Source organism: Streptomyces sp. NPDC021212 (assembly GCF_044332925.1).
In the GTDB taxonomy this organism is placed as follows: Bacteria; Actinomycetota; Actinomycetes; order Streptomycetales; family Streptomycetaceae; genus Streptomyces.
Genome location: NZ_JBIRPZ010000014.1, coordinates 108,410 through 126,443 on the forward strand (window position 1 = coordinate 108,410; position 18,034 = coordinate 126,443).

Annotated in this window: 21 protein-coding genes and 1 pseudogene; 10 read left to right on the forward strand and 12 right to left on the reverse strand. The window is 69.6% G+C overall.

Features of this window, described 5'->3' with window-relative positions:
• Positions 1 to 170 precede the first annotated feature (170 nt).
• A complete protein-coding gene (locus ACH4SI_RS32520) occupies positions 171 to 1,040 on the reverse strand; it encodes a hypothetical protein (protein WP_398302039.1) in 870 nt (289 codons plus the stop codon).
• Positions 1,041 to 1,238: 198 nt separating this feature from the next.
• Here ACH4SI_RS32520 and ACH4SI_RS32525 point away from each other — a divergent pair, with 198 nt between their 5' ends.
• Positions 1,239 to 2,231, forward strand: coding sequence for an XRE family transcriptional regulator (locus ACH4SI_RS32525; protein WP_398302041.1), 993 nt, complete (start codon positions 1,239 to 1,241; stop codon positions 2,229 to 2,231).
• Positions 2,232 to 2,245: 14 nt separating this feature from the next.
• Positions 2,246 to 2,818 carry an HD family hydrolase gene (locus ACH4SI_RS32530; RefSeq protein ID WP_398302043.1) on the forward strand — a complete coding sequence of 191 codons (573 nt, stop codon included), beginning with the start codon at positions 2,246 to 2,248 and terminating at the stop codon, positions 2,816 to 2,818.
• A 118-nt stretch (positions 2,819 to 2,936) separates the two neighbouring features.
• Here ACH4SI_RS32530 and ACH4SI_RS32535 read toward each other — a convergent pair whose 3' ends face one another.
• Together ACH4SI_RS32535 and ACH4SI_RS32540 are read right to left on the reverse strand one after the other, a co-directional pair.
• On the reverse strand, positions 2,937 to 3,080 hold the full coding sequence (locus tag ACH4SI_RS32535; RefSeq protein WP_398302045.1) for a hypothetical protein: 144 nt from the start codon (positions 3,078 to 3,080) through the stop codon (positions 2,937 to 2,939).
• A gap of 203 nt (positions 3,081 to 3,283) precedes the next feature.
• Positions 3,284 to 3,859: a hypothetical protein gene (locus tag ACH4SI_RS32540; RefSeq protein ID WP_398302047.1), complete on the reverse strand. Its 576-nt coding sequence runs from the start codon at positions 3,857 to 3,859 to the stop codon at positions 3,284 to 3,286.
• 191 nt (positions 3,860 to 4,050) lie between these two features.
• Here ACH4SI_RS32540 and ACH4SI_RS32545 point away from each other — a divergent pair, with 191 nt between their 5' ends.
• Positions 4,051 to 4,755 carry an HNH endonuclease family protein gene (locus tag ACH4SI_RS32545; protein WP_398302049.1) on the forward strand — a complete coding sequence of 235 codons (705 nt, stop codon included), beginning with the start codon at positions 4,051 to 4,053 and terminating at the stop codon, positions 4,753 to 4,755.
• Between the two features lie 200 nt (positions 4,756 to 4,955).
• Here the strand turns inward: ACH4SI_RS32545 and ACH4SI_RS32550 are convergent, their stop codons facing one another.
• The 6 genes from ACH4SI_RS32550 to ACH4SI_RS32575 form a co-directional block, all read right to left on the reverse strand.
• Positions 4,956 to 5,540: a transcriptional regulator gene (locus ACH4SI_RS32550; RefSeq protein ID WP_398302051.1), complete on the reverse strand. Its 585-nt coding sequence runs from the start codon at positions 5,538 to 5,540 to the stop codon at positions 4,956 to 4,958.
• A complete protein-coding gene (locus ACH4SI_RS32555; RefSeq protein ID WP_398302053.1) occupies positions 5,540 to 7,087 on the reverse strand; it encodes a helix-turn-helix domain-containing protein in 1,548 nt (515 codons plus the stop codon). The genes ACH4SI_RS32550 and ACH4SI_RS32555 overlap by 1 nt, the downstream gene beginning before the upstream one ends.
• 41 nt (positions 7,088 to 7,128) lie before the next feature.
• Positions 7,129 to 7,389 (reverse strand): hypothetical protein, encoded by a 261-nt coding sequence (locus tag ACH4SI_RS32560; RefSeq protein WP_398302055.1) that lies wholly within the window; start codon positions 7,387 to 7,389, stop codon positions 7,129 to 7,131.
• 114 nt (positions 7,390 to 7,503) lie between these two features.
• Positions 7,504 to 7,881: a Tn3 family transposase gene (locus ACH4SI_RS32565; protein ID WP_398302057.1), complete on the reverse strand. Its 378-nt coding sequence runs from the start codon at positions 7,879 to 7,881 to the stop codon at positions 7,504 to 7,506.
• Between the two features lie 260 nt (positions 7,882 to 8,141).
• The gene (locus ACH4SI_RS32570; protein ID WP_398302059.1) at positions 8,142 to 8,753 is read right to left on the reverse strand and encodes an RICIN domain-containing protein; all 612 of its coding nucleotides are present in this window, start codon (positions 8,751 to 8,753) and stop codon (positions 8,142 to 8,144) included.
• Between the two features lie 218 nt (positions 8,754 to 8,971).
• Positions 8,972 to 9,463, reverse strand: a complete 492-nt coding sequence (locus ACH4SI_RS32575; protein ID WP_398302061.1) for a hypothetical protein — start codon at positions 9,461 to 9,463, stop codon at positions 8,972 to 8,974.
• Between the two features lie 806 nt (positions 9,464 to 10,269).
• On the opposite strand from ACH4SI_RS32575, the gene ACH4SI_RS32580 reads away from it, so the two are divergent.
• Entirely contained in the window at positions 10,270 to 10,407 is a 138-nt protein-coding gene (locus ACH4SI_RS32580; protein ID WP_398302063.1) for a hypothetical protein, read from the forward strand.
• A gap of 318 nt (positions 10,408 to 10,725) precedes the next feature.
• Here the strand turns inward: ACH4SI_RS32580 and ACH4SI_RS32585 are convergent, their stop codons facing one another.
• Together ACH4SI_RS32585 and ACH4SI_RS32590 are read right to left on the reverse strand one after the other, a co-directional pair.
• On the reverse strand, positions 10,726 to 11,157 hold the full coding sequence (locus tag ACH4SI_RS32585) for a hypothetical protein (RefSeq protein WP_398302065.1): 432 nt from the start codon (positions 11,155 to 11,157) through the stop codon (positions 10,726 to 10,728).
• A gap of 11 nt (positions 11,158 to 11,168) precedes the next feature.
• Positions 11,169 to 11,717: a hypothetical protein gene (locus ACH4SI_RS32590; protein ID WP_398302067.1), complete on the reverse strand. Its 549-nt coding sequence runs from the start codon at positions 11,715 to 11,717 to the stop codon at positions 11,169 to 11,171.
• Between the two features lie 125 nt (positions 11,718 to 11,842).
• Between ACH4SI_RS32590 and ACH4SI_RS32595 the strand changes: the two genes are divergently transcribed.
• On the forward strand, positions 11,843 to 12,460 hold the full coding sequence (locus ACH4SI_RS32595) for a TetR/AcrR family transcriptional regulator (RefSeq protein WP_398302069.1): 618 nt from the start codon (positions 11,843 to 11,845) through the stop codon (positions 12,458 to 12,460).
• A 704-nt stretch (positions 12,461 to 13,164) separates the two neighbouring features.
• Positions 13,165 to 13,533: a hypothetical protein gene (locus ACH4SI_RS32600; RefSeq protein ID WP_398302071.1), complete on the forward strand. Its 369-nt coding sequence runs from the start codon at positions 13,165 to 13,167 to the stop codon at positions 13,531 to 13,533.
• A gap of 203 nt (positions 13,534 to 13,736) precedes the next feature.
• On the opposite strand, the gene ACH4SI_RS32605 is transcribed toward ACH4SI_RS32600, so the two are convergent.
• On the reverse strand, positions 13,737 to 14,060 hold the full coding sequence (locus tag ACH4SI_RS32605; RefSeq protein WP_398302073.1) for a transposase family protein: 324 nt from the start codon (positions 14,058 to 14,060) through the stop codon (positions 13,737 to 13,739).
• On the opposite strand from ACH4SI_RS32605, the pseudogene ACH4SI_RS32610 reads away from it, so the two are divergent.
• The 4 genes and pseudogenes from ACH4SI_RS32610 to ACH4SI_RS32625 all read left to right on the forward strand — a co-directional run.
• Positions 14,019 to 15,287 (forward strand): annotated as a pseudogene (locus tag ACH4SI_RS32610) (NAD(P)-binding domain-containing protein); the annotation flags it as partial. The gene ACH4SI_RS32605 and the pseudogene ACH4SI_RS32610 sit on opposite strands and share 42 nt — an antisense overlap.
• A gap of 74 nt (positions 15,288 to 15,361) precedes the next feature.
• On the forward strand, positions 15,362 to 15,925 hold the full coding sequence (locus ACH4SI_RS32615; RefSeq protein WP_398302295.1) for an alpha-hydroxy acid oxidase: 564 nt from the start codon (positions 15,362 to 15,364) through the stop codon (positions 15,923 to 15,925).
• Positions 15,922 to 17,364, forward strand: coding sequence for a cytochrome P450 (locus tag ACH4SI_RS32620; protein ID WP_398302075.1), 1,443 nt, complete (start codon positions 15,922 to 15,924; stop codon positions 17,362 to 17,364). Before ACH4SI_RS32615 ends, ACH4SI_RS32620 begins: the two co-directional genes overlap by 4 nt.
• A gap of 4 nt (positions 17,365 to 17,368) precedes the next feature.
• A complete protein-coding gene (locus ACH4SI_RS32625) occupies positions 17,369 to 18,001 on the forward strand; it encodes a cation:proton antiporter (RefSeq protein ID WP_398302078.1) in 633 nt (210 codons plus the stop codon).
• Positions 18,002 to 18,034: the final 33 nt, after the last annotated feature.

Below are 18,034 nucleotides of genomic sequence, written 5' to 3' on the forward strand. Positions count from 1 at the left end.
CCGCCACGGTGCAACCCTCTGTCCGGCTGCTGCGGGGCGCGGAAGAGCTCAATCCGGGCCCCGGGGTTGACGTGCGGAGTCCCCGGGATCGTTGCGTGCCCAGATCGGATCAGGAGGGGTCGGTGGGGCCGATGGCGCCGCGGGGGCGGTTGCGCGCCCAGCGCTTGAGGTCACCGACGCGGTAGAGGAGTTCGGCGCCCCGCTTGTCGAGCTTGTCGACCGAGGCCGGGAAGTCCGGGTCGTTGACGCGAGCCCAGCGCAGCGCAGCAAGCGTGAGCTGCGGCAGGTGCTCCTGCTGGGCTGTGCGCAGCCCGACGACGGCGTCGTCCGGCGCTGGGAGCGCGGCGGCCGGCGGCTCGGGGGCCGGTGCCTCTGGAGTGGCGTTCTGGACGTCGGTGAGGACGTCGGGGTCGGTCGGCCGGTGCCGGGACAGGCAGGACGGGCGCGGGTTCGGGTGTGGTCGGCTTGGGCAGGAGTGGGCCGGCCTCGCCGCTGGAATGGACGCCGGACATCGCCCACTCGCGGGCTTCGGCGTCGGAGAGGTTCAGCACCTGCGTCTCCTGGGCGCGGCCACCGAGGACGACCTGGACGCGGCCGGGGCGCCGGGTGGGCGCGGGTGCCGGGCTGACCTCGAGGACCAGCATCCGCCAGGCGTTGAGGGTATAGCGGACCAGGATGCGGGTGGCGAAGTTCTCGCGCATCTCCGGCCCGCCGATCGCGCGGGCCGTGGCGGACTGGGCGACCAGCAGCACATGGAGACGGACCGCGCGGCCCATGAACAGGATCTCCGCAAGTGCGTCGACGGCCGGGGAGACCTTCGCATCGCCGCTCTCGCGGATCCGCTCCCAGTAGCGCTTGAGCTGCGCCATGGTGGCGTTGACCTCTTCGAGCAGGATCACCAGCCGCGGGCCGACGCGCCAGGGCTCCTTCTCCAGGACGTCGTCGCCCAGCTGCTCCGCGAGCCGGATACGGCGCCGGCCTTCCTGAACGAGGTGGATCAGGGCGTCATGGATCTCGGCGGTGTCCCGGCAGTACGTCACGCCGGGGACGCCGCGGGCCCAGAGGTGGGAGATCTGTAGTCCAGGACGTAGGCCAGAGCGCCGTGGTGGATGAACTGGCAGCAGATGCACCGCAGGATGGTCGACTTGCCGCCGCCGGTGCCTGCGGAGATCAGGACGTGAGGGAAGTCGCGGTCCAGCTGTTGTCACCGGTTTCGTGTGCGCTTGGTCCGCGAGTCGATGCCGCGCACGCAGGCTGGGCTGGCGGCGGCCCTGGGCGTGGAGCTGGACACGTTGCAGGGCTGGGAGTGCGGGCGGCGGCTGGCGAACGTGCGGGCCGGGGCGTGGTTGGGGCTGCGCCGACGGCTGCCCGCGCTGGGCGCCGACGCGACGCTCGTGCAGTGGCTGGACGCGGACCGGATCATCGCGGCCGGGCTCGGCGACGATATCGGCGGTCCTCATCCGCTGGCCGGGTGGGTACATACCCGGGACACCGCGCACCTGCTCGCCTGGGCGCTGACCGGCACCGCGCCGTCGGCGCTCGCCGGGCGGTTACCCAGGCCCCGGCGCGGGCCGGGCGCTGCCGCGTCGCAGCTGGCCGCGGCGGACCGGGCGGCGTTCTTGGGTCACTTGCGCAGCGCGACCGAAGACGCGGCCCGGCAGGGTGAGGCCAGGGCGCTGCTGCACCGCCAGGCGCTGTACCTGGCCTCGTACGACCAGGGGCCGGACGCGGCCGCGTGGACCGCGAGCGCCCTCCACCGTCGGCGCGACGTCTTCGGTCCTCACAGTGGGCGGAGGCCCGCTCGACCGCCACGGCGCTCGCCCGGCTCGGTGACCCGCAGCCGCTGCTGGACTTCATCGACCGCGCTCTGGCCGACGACGACACGGCCGAGGCCCGCGAACTTGAACTACTGGGCGCTGTGGCTCGGAGTGCTGCCGGTGCCGCAGCCGGACGACGCCTTCATGCAGGACCGGGACCTGTCCGGGTGGGATCCGGTGACCCTGCTGCGTGGGCTAGCCCTCGGGCTGCATCTGGCCCCCGGGTACGTCGACTTGTACGGGCACTCGTTGTGGGCGCTTCTGGCGGCGTTCCCGTGGCTGCCGCACGCCTCCGGGCAGCTCGCCGGGCTGCTGTGCGAGCGGACCTCTCGGCTGCTGGATGAGGTGCCGCTCTCGGCGAGATCGCGGCGCGAACTCGCCCGCGTCCATTACGTCTTCGATCACAACCGCTGACGATGGAGGACGGCATGGCCGACGACACCACCAGGGGCACCGCGAGCTTCATCTCCGAGATGGGCGTGCTCAAGCGCGTCGCACGGACCGGCTGGTGGTTCACCGGCAACGAGGCTCCGGAGTCCGTCGCCGAGCACTCCTTCCGGGTCGGGGTGATCGGCTCGGTGCTGGCGATGATGGAAGGCGCCGACCCCTCGCGGGTCGCGCTGATGTGCCTGTTCCACGACAGCCAGGAGACCCGCGTCGGGGACATCCCGCACATCGGCCGGAAGTACCTGCGCGCCGCCCCGAACCAGGAGGTGACCGCCGACCAGGTCGCCAACGCCCACCCGGCCGTGCGTACCGGCGTGCAGAGCGCGGTCGACGAGTACGAGGCCAGCCAGACACCAGAGGCGATCGTCGCCCGCGACGCGGACAAGCTGGAATGCCTGGTCCAGGCAGTGGAGTACCGCGAGCAGGGCTACCGCCTCACCCAGAACTGGATCGACACCAGCCTCGCCTCACTCAAGACGCCCTCGGCGAAAGCCCTCGCCGACGCCGCACTGAGCATGAACTCGCTGGAATGGCAGAACAACTTCCTGCCCTGACCGACGCCGTGCACGGCGAGGCCCCCGGCCGTGGCCGGTGGGCCTCTTGCTGATCGGCCACAGCCGCTGTACGTCCGTCAGGGAGAGGGACGGCGTTTGCTGGCCTGTCCGAGCCGGATCACTGCTCCCCGGCCTCCGTGAAGGTCAACCACACAGCAGCTTCGGCGTCGGTCAAGTGCAGCACCTGCGTGGGGTGGGCGTCGAAGCCCTCGACGACGTGGACGCGGCCCCGGTGCCAGCTGTTCCTCGCGGCAGCCGCCAAGCGCAGCGTCCTCGTCGCCCGGACGCCAGCAGAACGCCTAGTCACCGGCTAGCTCGCCCCCACCCTCTCGGGGCTTGTGATTGAAGGATGCCGATCGTCGAGGTCTTGCGGGCGCCGACGCGGGCGGCCGCCTGGGCTGCGATCCCGACCCATTCGGCGGCCTCGGCGGTCGACCCCGATGACAGGGCCCGCCGAGCAGCGCGTCACCCCTTCGCGGGCACAGTCCACTCAGCGATCGTCTGGCTCGCGCCGCCCGGCGCGTACATCACCTTCACGGGCCGCTGGTATCCCGGCACCGGGAACACGGTCTTCCCCCGTACGCAGTCCCCGGCGCGGACCTGGGTCTCAATGGGGAATTCCGGCTTCGGGAAGTCATCCCACGTCGACGAGGACGCCTCGACGCGAGCACCGTCCTTGTACGCCAGGGTCATGTCGGTGTTCGTGACGAGGAGCTTGCCCTTGTCGGTGGAGACCTTCACTTCCAGGGCGCCCCACACATGGCCCTTCTCACCGGTCTCTTCCGCGGCCGACCCGACGCTGCTGATCGGCTGTTCGTAGCCGAGGACGGTGGTGGTGCCGGTGGGGCTGCCCGCGTCGTTGCCCCAGTCCATCGGAGTGCCGAACGAGTAGGGCTCGTCGGGCTCGGGCGATGCTTCTTCGGTGGACTCGGATGCTGTCGACTTGGCCGCGCTGGGACTGGACTTGGTCTTGGCGTTGGTGTTGTCGCTGCTGCCGCATGCGGCGAGCAGCACGGCGACAGTGGTGGTACGGACGTGCATGAATCCCCCCAAGGATGGTGTAGGGGTGCATCATGCGGCCTGGTGAGGGTAACGCGCGAGGGACGTGATGGAACGGTGATCGGGGCAACCGGGTGCTCCTGCATTGGGCGCTTCTGGGGGATTGCTGGTTGGCCAGCGTGTGGGAGGTGGTAGGTCCAGATGTCTGATGAGCATCACCTGACGGGAGTTCCATGCACCGCACCCGCTGCCTGAGGGCCCTGGCCTGCTTCGCCCTGCTGCTGACTGTAACCGCCTGCACCCACGCCGGCTCCTCCCCCAACGACGCCAAGGCCTCTGCGGCGAGTTCCGGTTCATCCGAGGGGAAGAACGGCAGCGAGCTATCCCTGACCGAGGCGATCGGGAAGCTCAAGGTGGCCCGCGAGTCCCGGGTGGGGTACGAACGTCCAAGCTGTGGGTCGACGACGACCACGATGGCTGCGACACCCGCAAGGAAGTCCTCCTGGCCGAGGCGGTCAAGGCAGCCCCGGCAGGGCAAGGACTGCAAACTGACCGGCGGCACCTGGCGCTCGCACTACGATGACAAGACCGTCACCGACGCGGGCAAGCTCGACATTGACCACGTCGTGCCCCTGGCCGAGGGATGGGACTCGGGCGCCTCGAAGTGGACCGCGGAACGGCGGGAGACCTACGCCAACGACCTCGACGCCCAGCGCTCACTGGTCGCGGTCAGCCGCGGCCCCAACCGCTCCAAGGGCGACCAGGACCCCTCCGAATGGCTCCCACCGGCCACAGACGCGCTATGCACTTACACCACCGACTGGGTCAGCACCAAACTCCGCTGGAACCTCAACGCCGACCACGCCGAGGCCAAAGCCCTCCACAAGGCCGCCAAGGAGTGTAAGGACGCGACCGTGACGTACACACCCGCACCCTGAATACGGGCCCCTCCTCCGACTCGCGGTCAGTCGAATGCCGGTTCGTTGGCTCACCAGAACGCGGGGCAGGTGCGGCATCCTCAGGCGCGACAGCGTGCTTTGTAGCGGCCTCGTGTCAGGGTCGGGCTTGGGCAGCGCCGTACGTGTTCATCTGGCCCTCGGCGCGTTGCGGTGACTTTAGGCCGCGTGTGGGGGCCGGGTCAGGCGGCCCAGCCGATGGAGGAGACGTGGGTGTAGGCGTCCCAGTCGGTGCCCAGGGTGCTTTGGATGATGTCGTCCCAGACGGCTTCGAGTTCCTCGGTGTCTTCGGCGATCCAGGCGTCGACGGCGCGGTCCCACATTCCCCGGACGTTGACGCTGCGGGTCTCCAGGTCGCGCTGGTGCCTGCGGTCGACGCGGGACTGGTCGGCAGGGTCGATCTCGATGCGGGTTCCGCGGCCGCGGTTGTTGAGCCGGCGCTTGAGGTCGGCGACCACGTTGTGGCGGCGCAGGTCCCAGTACGCGGCGTCCAGACGAGCCAAGTTGGCCTTGCTGGGGGTCTGTTCTTCGGCCAGCCAGGCGATGAGGGTGCGGGGGTGGACGTGGACGCCTGCGCGGTCCATGGCCTCGTATCCGGCGTCGCTGGCGGTGAGGTAGCGCAGGCGGGCGGCCAGACCGCGCTCGGAGTCGACGGGCGATTCGATGCCGGTGACCATCCGGTCGATGCCTTCGGCCAGGGCCACCCCACCATGGACGCCTCGGGCGCGGAAGGCGCCCAGGTCCCTCCAGCGGCTTCCGGAGGCCATCAGCGGGCCGCCTTGCTGACGGTGTACTCACCGGACGCCTTGGCGTCGCTGTGCTTGATCTTCATCTGGGCGACACCCCGCCCCTCGGGGAAGACGCGCCGCCAGTCGCCGGTGACGTGCAGCTCGTCGGTGCCCATCATGGCGATGACGTCCAGACCGGCCTGATGGGCCTTATATGCCTTGCCCCAAAGGTTGGCGTACGCCTGGCTGTGGATGATGTGCATCCAGTCCGGGCGCATGATTTCGCGGTTGTGGATTGATTCGCCCATCGTGGAGATGAACTTCGAATACATCGCCTTGATGTACTCCTCGGTGATGGTGTCGTTCTCGGCGATAGCCGTCTCGCGCGCGGCGGTGAGCGTCTTGCGCAGGGCGTCCAGGAAATTCTCGGTCGCGCCGGACGTCCACGATTCGTGCACCACCGGTGCCTCCAGAAGCCCGTGCTTCGGCCCGGCAAGCCGCAGCAGAAGGCGCAGGGTGGCGCCTGTGACCCAGACAGGGCCGGGCTGGTCGCGGTCGCCGAGAGGGTCGGGCAGGTGGGGGTGGTGCCAGGGTGAGGGGGTGATCAGGTGGACTCCGGAGCGCTTGGGGTCCACACCGTCCTCGCCGGTGGAGTGCTCCAGCTTCCCGATCGGCAGCCAGGTCTTGAGGGCGGAGAGGTAGGCGGCGTTGACGTCCAGGGCGGTGACCGCGATGCTCCCGGAGTTCTTGAGGGAGTAGTCGGGGTGGTGGAAGTTGGGGCGGGCTTCCCAGATCTGGTCCGGCTCCTTCTTCGAGGGCTTCTTGAGGATGTCGGGCAGGGCCGGGTAGGCGGTGTAGGTGTAGCGGGCGGTGGCCCGGGTCTCCTGAAACAGGCGCATGACATCTGGGATGGCGCGCTTGATCAGGGCCTTCATGGCGGCGTCGGTGTCGCCTTCGGCGCGCTCGAGCTCTTCGTGCACGGCCCGGCTGATGAGGCCGGTGGTCTCCGCCTGGGCGCGGGCTGCGGACTTCGCCCGACGCTGCGGTCGGGAGGGCACCGGCGACGGAACCGGCGACGGCGCAGCAGCCGGAAGGGGTGAGGGCGCGCTGACGGGGGCGGGCGCAGGCGTGGAGGCGGCCTGGGTCGCCGCGGCAGGGGACTGGCACATGGCACCGGGGTGCAGGGAACGGCCGTCAGTGGCCTTGTAAGGTGTCGTGACGCCGCAGCGGAGGCAGGGGGCGGGCACGCCCTGAACGGCCAGCCCGGTGGGGCCCCACGCGGTCTCAGGGATGGCGAACTCTGCAGCCGGGACGGGGGTCTCGGCCGGGGCGGGGGCGGGGTGGATCTGGGCCAGGCCCTCCAGCAGCCGCAGGTACCTAAAGCGCCCTGGTGGCTGCGGATCGGTGGTGCCGTCCTCCCAGTTGGCGACCGTCTGCCGACCGACACCTACGGCTGCGGCCACCTGCGCGCGGGAGAGACCGGCGGCCTGTCGCAGCCGCAGACGCTCGGTTGGCTCCGGCATACGCGCCGTCAGCCGCGCTTCCTCCAGCAACGCCTCCACACTGTCGATTTGCTCATCACTCATACCCTGATGCTACATCTTGCTGGGCATAAAGTGGCAAACTACTAGGCAGTCATTAGGCATCGATCTGCATGGCGGCTGATGGCTTGGTCCGCGCTGATCGGCCTCCGGCCGCAGCCCGTGGGACCGGAGGTCAGGAGGGTGGACCACAGGACGGTGCCGTGCAGGGCACGGCGGTTGCCGGTGAGGGCGTAGCGTCGGGCGGCGAGTCCGCGGTCAGGGGGTTCGCCGATCTCGTCGCACAGCGGGGCGAGGCGATCGGCGGCCTGGCTCTCGGAGAGGTAGACGGGGGCGACTTCGAGCATCAGCTCGCCGACAGCGAGGACGTCGGCGGCGAGCTGACGACGGCCCGTACGGCGGCCGCGCCGAACTCCCGGACGCCGCTTCGGCGCCGACGCCCCGGTCCTAGTCGTGCCCGCTCACGCTCCCAACGTGCGCTGCGTCGACGGGCCTGACGAGGGCCGGATTGGGTGGCGCGAGAGCGTGAATGCCGACGCGTACCTCACACCCTCACAGCTGTCGCGGGCCGCGAACGTGGCGTTCACCAGCTTGGTCACCGCGGCCCGCAGGTTGTCGACGGTGATGAAGTGTCGGCGCACGTGCCGCAGCGCGGCCTCGCTCTCGCCGTGCTCGCCGGTGGCCACGATCGCGCGGATGCCCATATTCGTGCCCAGCGCGAACAGGGCGAGCAACAGGCGGCGCTGGAGGAGAAGGCCATCACCAAGCGAGCCGTCGCGGCGCACGAGGAGCGGAAGGCAGTCCGCTGTGGCCGATGACCCCGACTTCGAGGTCCCCATGGGGATGTTCCAGGACCTGGAGGACCTCAAGACCCAAGTCGTCAGCCTGACCGCCCAGGTCAAGGCCCTCACCGAGAGCGTCCGCAGCGAGCACAGCTCCTCGCCGCAGCGCGGCGTCGTAGGCGAGAGCGAGCATCACACGGTTGAAGACAACTCCCATCGGGCGCCCCGGCCGCTTTCAGCGGGGACGGGGCGCCCGGGTCAGCCGAACCGCTACCGGGCCCTTGGCCGCCGTGGGCCGGGAGTCCGGTGGCCGTCGGCTATGCGCCGGCCAGATACCACAACTGGGAAGCGGTGGCGTTGCCGCCGGGCATCTCCCTCAAGGGAGCCCAGTTGTCGTCGCCGTAGGTGGCGGTGACGGCGAGGTTCTCGTTGACGTAGGGCACCAGGGCCCAGGCAGATCCGTCGGTGGTGGGCCGCAGGATCCACCACTGCGCGGACTTCCGGTCCTGGCACTTGGCCAGGTAGACCGACGTGCCGGCATCTCCCCTGACCTCGGCGCAGTTTCCCGTCCTGGTGATCGTCCATTTGTAGACCGTCTGGCCGTGCGCGGTGGCGACAGGGGTGAACTCGAAGGTACGAGGGAAGGGATGATCGGCGCGGTAGTACACCTGCAGGTAGGTCCCCTCGTTGCCCGCACCGTCGTCCGGGATCAGGTAGTTGGTATGCGCCACGCTGGTGATCACCACCGGATAGCCCGGCGCGGCCGGGGCTGCCGGTGCGGCGTCGGTGGCGTGGGCGGCGTCGGTGAGGGTGAGGCTCAGCAGCGCCGCGACCGCGGCACCGAAGGTCAGGACGCGCCGTCGGAGTAGTCGGGTGTGAGCGCGTGCGGCCCCGTGGCCGGGAGCGGTACGGGCACGGCGGATGAGCACAGAGACCTCCTGTAGCGAAACCGGAATTGATGCTTGAGGTTTCCCGTGTCCACTTGAGGCAGAGTGGGCAGAGGGTCGAACACATCGTGAGGCCATCTCGACGGCAACACCCCGGCGAGCAGCCACCCCGCCCCCTTCCGCCGACCGCGACTTGGCCCACGCGGTGGCGTGCCCCCCTCCCCCCGGCGCACCGAGGCTCAACGTGCCGGGAAGGTTCCTCAGGCGCAGGGGTCGAGCATGCCCTCCAAAGCCGAGCACTCGGCGGTGTCGATGATCAGGCCGTATACATATTTCACCGAGATCCAGGCCCGGCCGTAGGTACAGCGGTAGTCGGCGAGCGGCGGCTGCCAGCGTGTCAGCTTTCGACCTGTTGGAGCGGGCGGAGACTGCGCGCGGCACTGGCCGTCCCGGGCGATGTCTTCGCCGTCCCGGGCGAGGACGTTCTCGCGGGTATCGCAGGTGCCCTGCTGAATGATCCAGTGGGGGAACTTCGCTCGGCTGTAGCCGGGGACGTCCGTCTCGGGCGCGACGGTCAACTCGGCCAGTTCCGCCCGTGCTTCGCCGACGGCCGGGGGGTCAGGGAGCTCGGCGGAAGCGGCGGCCGAGGAAGGAGCGCTGGGGGCGGCCCAGCTCGGTGAGCCGAAAGCGAGGAGACTGCTCGTGGCCAGACCGGTGGCCACGGCAGCCCAACGGCGCATCATCATCGTCATGCCCGCCACCATGGCCAGGCCCGGCCACCGCGGGGCCCAGCTCTGGGGGATTCACCCCCATGGGTGGCTGCCTTCAGACTTCTCAAGCCCGGTGTGCAGAGCAGGCACACCACCATCCTGAAGAAGAATGTCGGCAGCAATCACGGAGGGGAGCGTCATGCAGCTGACGATCAACACCGACACCTACGAGCAGGCGATAGCCGCCGTGTAGGCGCCTACAGACTGCGTCCCGTCACCCCGTCAACTGGCTCGAACCACCAGCCGCCGACCCACTCCGGTCCGCACGACCTGGGCGACGATGACATCGGGGGCGACTGGCTGGATGTCAAAAGACGTTCGGGGAGCGGAAAGCTGCTGTCTCCCGGGCGCTCAGTCGCTCTCTTCTGCCGCGCCGCAGTGCTGGGCCGTTTGGGTGACGTGGTGCGACTGGCCGTTGTCACCCGTTTGGCGCTGCCCGGGGATCGACAGGGGCGCCACCGCCTTGGCCACGGCGCCGGCGACCCGGCCGAGGGGCTCGTTCGGTTGGGTGTCGCGTATTTTCCCCGTCCACACGGGCACGTTTTTCCCTTTTCGGGAGGGCGGAGGTGTCCCGGCGTCGGGCTGTGGCCATGGTTCGCACTCCGGAAGGAGGCCAGTGTTTTTTACGGGCGTGCGCGGCGTCGGGGCGGCCCACGGAGGCCGCTTAGCGGGTGCGCCGCATCGGGCGCTCCTCGCCGTCGGCGTCCTTCATCCTCCGCGGGAAGAACCGGGCGTAACCCCGCCGGCTTGTCGGCTTGTCGGCTTGTCGGCGACCTCCGGGTGGCCTCATGGCAGTTGCCGGCCTCGGTGACCAGCAGCGGCGCCTGGCCAGCTGCGGGGCGGTGAGCGTGGTGTCGGTCCGGGCGCCGTGCTTGCCGGGCGCGTTCCACGTGCCGGTGGCGGGCAGCGGGACCTGGGCCCAGTAGGAAACGAGGCAGCCGATGCGGACGGGGTATCGATGGCAGCCTCGGCGGCTGCCTGGATACCGGGCGGCCATCCGGGCCTTTGACGAGGGCACCGTTGGAATGTGTTCCGGTTCATTGACACGGGGCCGCGAGGTGTCTGAACCATGCCGGCCCACCTGCCGCGGACGACCGGCCCCCAGACAGACTCCTCGCCAACCAGGGCGTGTTGTGAAAGTCCTGGTGAGAGCCACTCTGTGATGGCTGCGGCCAGCGCGGTCGCGGGGTAGTGGGCGGCAGGTTCCGGGATCGGCGCAATCCGAAACATCGTTGCCACTGGACTCAGGTGTCGAGGAGTTCCGGCACGAAGATGTCCTCGCACCTCAGCCGGCGCTTCGACAGGCCCTGCTCATGGTGGTAGCGCAAGAAGGTGTCGATGGCCTTGCGGTTCGCACCGACCCCGTAGGGCCACCAGTCGTCGCCCAGGAGCCGGCGGTTCTCCTCGAACAGCGCGCTGAACCACGGCGTGATGACGCTCATGTGCTGCTTCGCGGCGCCGACGAGGTACTTCCGCTCGGCGAGCTCCTTCGCTTCTGTGAAGGCGTCGTAGACGGCGCGTGCGAGGCCCGACTGTTGTGCCAGTTCCCTGCGGATCGCGACGATGTGCATCGGGGGGAAGATACCGGTGCGGCGGTAGTAGTCGCGCTCGACGGCCTCGTAGTCGGGGAACAGGCGGGCGACCTTCGGTGAGCCGTCCAGCACCGCATGCGGCACGTCGATGGAGATCAGTGCGTCGATCTCGCCGGATCGAGCATGGCACCCAGGGTCTGGCCGTCCTGCGCGTGGCGCACGTCGACACCGTCCGGGACGGGTTGCGGGATCCAGTCGCAGGCAGGGATCGGGTGGTTGGTGCCGCCGATGACCCAGCGGCACTGGTCGGGGGTCACGCCGTACTCGTCGGCCAGGATGCCCTTCGGCCAGACCCCGGCGTCGTGACCGTAGAGCGTGAACTCGCCGACGGTCCGGCCGACGAGATCCCGCGGCTTCTCGATGCCGCTGGCGGTGTTCACGAAGATCGCCGAGTGGCGGAAGTTGCGGTTGGGCAGGATCGGCAGCGCCAGGAACGGCGCATCATCGAGGTCGAAGGTGCGCAGGAAGTAGGTGAAACCGAGCTCGGCAAGGTCGTAGTGCCCCTCAACGGTGCGACGGAAGATGTCCGATACGAGGGGTGCCGTCTCGAACTCCGCCTCCGCCCCGTCGACCACGACCCGGCCGTCGAACAGTGCCTCGGTGTGTTCATAGGCGTAGACGCCGATGCTCAGCTTCGCACTCATCAGTGGATCTCCTCTCTCAGAGTTCGCAGGGAGCCCGCTTCCGTAAATGATCGTTCACTTTTATAGTGGTCCCGGAGCAGCCGGGCCGTCAAGGTGAATGCTCATTCACGGTGAAAGGGGTCGCCATGCCGCGCATCACAGCCGAGCGCCGCGAAGCCAAGCGCGCCGAGATCATCGCGGCGGCCCGCCGCTGCTTCTCCCGCGACGGATTCCACCAGAGCACGATGCCGGACATCGCCGCCGAGGCAGGCGTCTCGGCGGGCGCGCCCTACCGCTACTTCACGAGCAAGGACGAGATCATCCTCGCTATCACGGGCGACGCGTTCCGGCTGATCTTCGAACCCGTTGAGCGCCTGGCCAACAGCACGGACGCCCCGACCGTCGCGGAACTGGTGGCCGCCGCGCTCGACACGATCAGCGGCGAGACAGTACAGGACGCGGCGGGGCACACCGTCGCAGTCGACGAACTGCTGCGCTGCGTCGTGCAGACGTGGTCGGAGGTGCTGCGCAACGACCAACTGCGCCGCCCGGCCGCGGAGGGCTTCGAGAAGGTCCGATCCAGCATCGCCCACGCGCTGCGCCGCGGCCGGGCCGCAGGCGCCGTCCCCACCACCGTGGACCCGGACCGCGGAGCCCGCGTGGTGATGGGGCTGCTGCACGGATTCCTGCTCCAGCGCGTGAGCTTCGGACTCACGGACACAGCCGGCTTCGCAGACGACCTGCGCGCCGGGCTGATCTTGTGATGAGCGACGACTGCGCCACTTCCGCGCGACCGGCTCACACGACGCCACAGGGCATCGAGGCGGGCCCTCGATGCCCATATACACCTCGAGTGCCGACTTCGGCGATCACCCCTCCAGGCCATCACCGCCCGATCGAGCGGCCCACGCAGCACCCACTCGACGGAACGGCAGACGCGTGAACGAGAACGAGCAGGCGTTGCCCCCCCGTTGACTGGTACACACCACGGCAGCCGGGGGCACCGAAAGGAGCACTTGACCGCCTACCCACCCTGCCCCCCGTCCACCTCGACATGGGTCACCGGCAATCGATCACCTCGCCGCACTCCCGACACTGCAGAAAGGGGCCACGCCCAGCCCCCCGCCGCGACGGCGAGCCACCTGCACCGCCTTCATGGTAAGGAACCGCCCTATGAACACTCCTGCCCACTCACCAGCTCCCCCCTCACCGACAACCAACCCCCGGAGATCCGCAACCGCATCATCGAGTTCGATCACCACTCAACCGTCCCCCCTCCATCCACATACCCCACAGCGCCACACTCGCCCACGACCACAGCAACACACCCGCCGGGCTCCCCGCCTGACTCCTGGAACGCTGGAACTGCGGGAGCGACAACAGCGGCGACTTCGAATCCGTCTTCACCAAGGACGACCTGCTCACCCACGCCACGATCTACTGGGCGAACAACTCCACCGCCACGTCGATGCGCCACCACCCCAACGCCAACCGGTGGTCTGTCGGCCAGGGTGAGCTGGACGGCTTCTCTTCTGCTGTCGGGCTCCAGCTCGGGTTCGGGGGCCGCAGGCACGAGGACTCGGAGGCAGTGGCGGTGCTGGGCGACGGACCGTTCGGCGGCTTCGCTCAGGTTGTGCCAGAGGTGCCACCGGTCCGCGACCTGGACGGCCTGCTGGGGTGCCGCGGCGGCGTCTTCAGCGAAGAACGGTGCTCGGTCCCGGCAGATGATCTCGACGCCTGGCCGGTCGGCGAGCCAGGCCGCCAACTGGATGCCTCCCGGTCGGGCAGCAGCTCGTTGGGACGGCGGGTCTCGATGTCGACGAGGACGGTGCCGTAGTGGCGGCCCTTGCGGGTGGCGTACTCGTCAACGTCGACCACACGCGGGGCGCGACCTCCGGCTCGCGAAGAGCGCCGACCAGACGGAGCACCGTACTGCGGCTCACGGACACCCCGAGGACGCGGGCAATGCGGGCTCCGACCCGGCCCGCGAGGGCCAGACCGACCGCCGCCAGGGCCGAGCGCAGCCGATCGGTCCGCCGACTATGTCGGCGTGTTCAGGCCGGGTATCTGCTCGACGAAGGTGCGGCGTGCGCACCCCGAGTTCCCACAGAGGAACCGACGGACCCTCAGATGGAGAACAACGCTTCGTTTACCGCTTGGAACATCAGCGGGAAACCGCAGGTAGGCACCGTGAACCTGGTTCGACCAGACCCCGCAGGCCGGGCACACGGCGCCGTCCGCGGTACATCGCGCGTCAACGCGTACTACCTCGATGTTTACGTTCACCGACAGCACCTCCACTCCCCCGAGGCTCTTGACTACCTGGTGATCGGCGCCGGCCCCGCGGGCCTGCAGCTCGGGCACCTCTTGGCGACGGCGGAGCGCCGCTACCGGATCCTGGAAGCCGGAAACAGACCGGGCACCTTCTTCCGCACATTCCCCCGCCACCGCCAGCTGATCTCCAGCAACAAGGTGCACACCGGCATCGACGACCCCGAGTTCAACCTCCGGATGGACTGGAACTCCCTGCTGTCCCCGGATCCCGAGCTGCTCTTCACCCGTTACAGCAAGCGCTACTTCCCGGCCGCCGACGACTCAGTGCGCTATCTGGCCGATTTCGCCGAGGCGTTCGACCTCGACATCGCCTATGACACCCGGGCGGTACGGATCCGCCGCGACGACGACGGCTTCACCGTCACCGATCGGCAGGGCACCGACCACCGCGCCCACCGGCTGGTGATGGCCACCGGAGTGAGCCTCCCCTACATCCCGGACGTGCCGGGCATCGAGACCGCCGAAAATTACACCGTCGTCTCGGTGGACCCCGACGACTTCACCGACCAGCGGGTGCTGATCCTCGGCAAGGGCAACTCCGCGCTGGAGACGGCCGACAACGTCATCGAGACGGCCGCCGTCATCCACGTGGCCGGACCGCACACCCTGCGGCTGGCCTGGAAGACCCACTACGTGGGCCATCTGCGCGCCGTCAACAACAACTTCCTCGACACCTATCAGCTCAAGTCGCAGAACGCCGTGCTCGACGGCCATGTGCTCGCGATCGAGAAGGAGCCGGGCGACGGCGGCCGGTACCGTGTGCGGTTCAGCTTCTCCCGGGCGGACGAGGTCGTAAAGGAACTGATCTACGACCGCATCATCGTCTGCACCGGCTTCCGCTTCGACGCCTCGTCGTTCGACCCCGACTGCCGCCCCGAGCTGGTCATCAACGACCGCTTCGCCGCCTTCACATCGGCGTACGAGTCGGTCAACGTGCCCGGGCTGTACTTCGCCGGCACTCTCACCCAGCAGCGCGACTTCAAGCACTCGACCAACGGCTTCATTCACGGATTCCGTTACGGCGTACGGGCGTTGAGCCGCATCCTGGACGAACGCCACCATGACCGCCCCTGGCCGCACCAGCCGCTGGCCACCGAGCCGTCCGCCCTGGCGGACGCCGTGGTGGCGCGGGTCAACCGGAGTTCCGCGCTGTGGCAACAGTTCGGCGTGATCGGCGACCTGCTGGTCGCGGTGGACGGCGACCAGAGCCGCTACCACGAGGAGGTGCCGGTCGCCTACGCCCGTGAATCCCCTCTGACGGCGGGTGTCGACTACTGCGCGGCGCCCACGAGCGCGACCTGCGCAACGGCTTCCTGGATCTGCCGGACGGGCTGCGCTGCGAGCACATGGTCGATCCGCGCGAGGGCGGCCGGGTGCGGCCGATCGCCATGTCGCCGGAGATCTCCTGGCAGCACATCGACTGGCTGCGCGGAGCCACCTCGCTGCCGATCCTGCTCAAGGGCGCCCTGCACCCCGAGGACGCCCGGCTGGCGGTGCGCCACGGTGTGGACGGGCTGCTGCTCTCCAACCACGGGGGCCGTCAGCTGGACACCGTGCCCGCCACGATCGAGTTGCTCCCCGAGATCCACGCGGCGGTCGCCGGACGCATCCCGATCGTGCTGGACGGCGGGGTGCGGCGGGGCACCGATGTGGTCAAGGCGCTGGCGCTCGGCGCGTCCGCCGTGGGCATCGGCCGGCCGGTGATGTGGGCCTTGGCCGAGGGCGGGGAGAAAGGTGTGCGGCGGCTGCTGGAGCTGTTGCGCGAGGAGGTCGACCGGGCCCTGGCGCTGTGCGGCGCCTGCGGCGTCCGGGACCTCACCCCGGACCTGGTGCGCGCCCCTGCCTGGCCGGACACCGCCGCGTACGCCGCCCGGCCCGGTGGAGCGGTCTCATGAGCCGCCTGGGACGTCCGGCCACCGGTGCGGCGGCCGTGGCGCTGACGGCCGGCCTGCCGTACTGGCTGCCCCAGCTGGTGATCGCCCTGCGGGTGCGCCTGTTCGCGCGGGTCAACGGCGAGGAGGGCATCCCGGCGCCCGGCCGTGAGGTGCCCGTCGAGGAGTTCAAGCAGGTCTACGGGCATCCGGCCGCGAACGGCCGCAGCCGTGGCGCCGCCCTGTCCGATCTCTTCTGGTACTGGCTCTCCCCCGGCCCCGAGGTCCACCAGGAGCATCTGGAACCCGGCCCCCGCTACGACGACGTGGCCAGGACGACCCGGCAGATCCTCGCCGGGCTCTCCCGGGAGCGGTGGAGCGAACTGGTCGGCCGCTGCACCCGGCGGGTGCTCGATGAACTCGAGACACGGACCGGCGGATACGGCGCCCGGGAGTACCGGGTGCGACTGCGCAATCTGATGATGCCGGTGTGGGCCGAGGTCTACTACGAGGTGGTCTTCCGAGAGCCGTGTCCGCGCCACGTCCGGGACCTCATCGTCGGCAACGCCGACAACGTGGTCAGCGCTCTGAAGTGCACCAGCCTGCGCCAAATGGACCGGCGGGACCGGGTCACTCGGTATCTGCGCAAGCGGCTGGCGAGTGCTTCCCCGCCGGTGCCGCTGCCGTCACTGCTCACCGAGCGGGAGCGGGCGTACTACCTGCAGGGCACGTTCTTCAACACCGCCGTGGTGCAGACGTCGGAGGCGATGGCCCATCTGCTGCTGGCCCTCGCCACGCATCGAAACGTCCAGGAGCGTCTGCTGTCCGGCGAGGAGGACGCCGACTATCTGGACCATGTCATCAACGAAACACTCCAGCACTTCCCACTGTTCGGCGTGGCCCACCGCATCACCACCGACGAGATCCCCCGGGCCGGGAGACCTCCGATACCGGCGGGCTCGGTCCTGCTGTTCAACTACCCCGAGTATCAGCGGTCGGGGGCCACCGCCCCTCAGCGGTTCGACCCCGGCCGCTGGCTGTCCGCGGACACCCGGCCCACCGCCTTCATCCCGTTCGGCGTGACCGCCAACCGGCCCTGTCCGGCCCGTGGTTTCGCCGTGCTGACCATGCGGGTCGCGGCCGAGCAGGTCCTGCGGCGCTTCCGGCTCGCCTCCACGGCCGAGCACACCCGGTCGCTGCCCAGCCGCGGCCCCTGTCTGCTGATCCCGCACTCCACCCGGCGAACCCCGGTGGCCTGGGAACAGGTCAGGCGGGCGGCGCGGCTCGCGGGGATGCGGCTGGGCGACCGGTGGGAGGCGGTCCCCCGCAGCGTCACCCAGCTGGTGCTCGGTGGCTACATGCTATGGGACGCCCGGCGCCAGGGGCTGTGCCGCAACTACTTCGCCACCGCGTCCGGTGACACCGCCGTACCCGCCGTCGCCGGCAGCCGAGGAGGAGGGTGAGACGATGACTCCCACAGAGCTCGCCCCCGCTTTCTTCATCGCCGCCGTGGTGATCCTGCTGACCTGCCGTCTGGTGGTGCTGGTGTTGGGCCGCTTCGGCCAGCCGCCGGTGGTCGGGGAGATGATCGCCGGCGTGGTGCTCGGCCCGTCGCTCTTCGGTCTTGTGGCGCCGGACGCGTCGGGCGCGGTCTTCCCACCGGAGCTCACACCGGTGCTGTACGTGGCCGGACAGATCGGCCTGGTGGCCCTGATGTTCCACGCGGGGTACGAATTCCGGGCCCACGCCGACCGGGGGCTGGCCGGGCCGGCGGTGGCAGTCTCCTCGGCCGGGGTGGTGGTGCCGCTTCTGCTGGGCGTGGGACTGACCTTCTCCTCCCATGGCCACGTCCCCATCTTCGTGGACGGGGTGCCGGTCTGGGTGACCGCGGCCTTCGTCGGGGTCGCTCTCGCCTCTCCGGACAGGTGCACGGGTAGAGAACCGAAGCGAAAAGCGTGGAAGAACCGGTCTTCGAGCGCTGTTCTCGATGTCACCGAGCTTATGGGCCGGGGCGGGGCGCGGTCCTCGGGCTGCGGGGATGATTGCCGCGTCGAACCGAAGGTAGAGGACGCTTCCGCTGCGTCCACCCGTCCGAGGTGACACCGGCACTCAGCACCGCTCGCTCCATCTCTC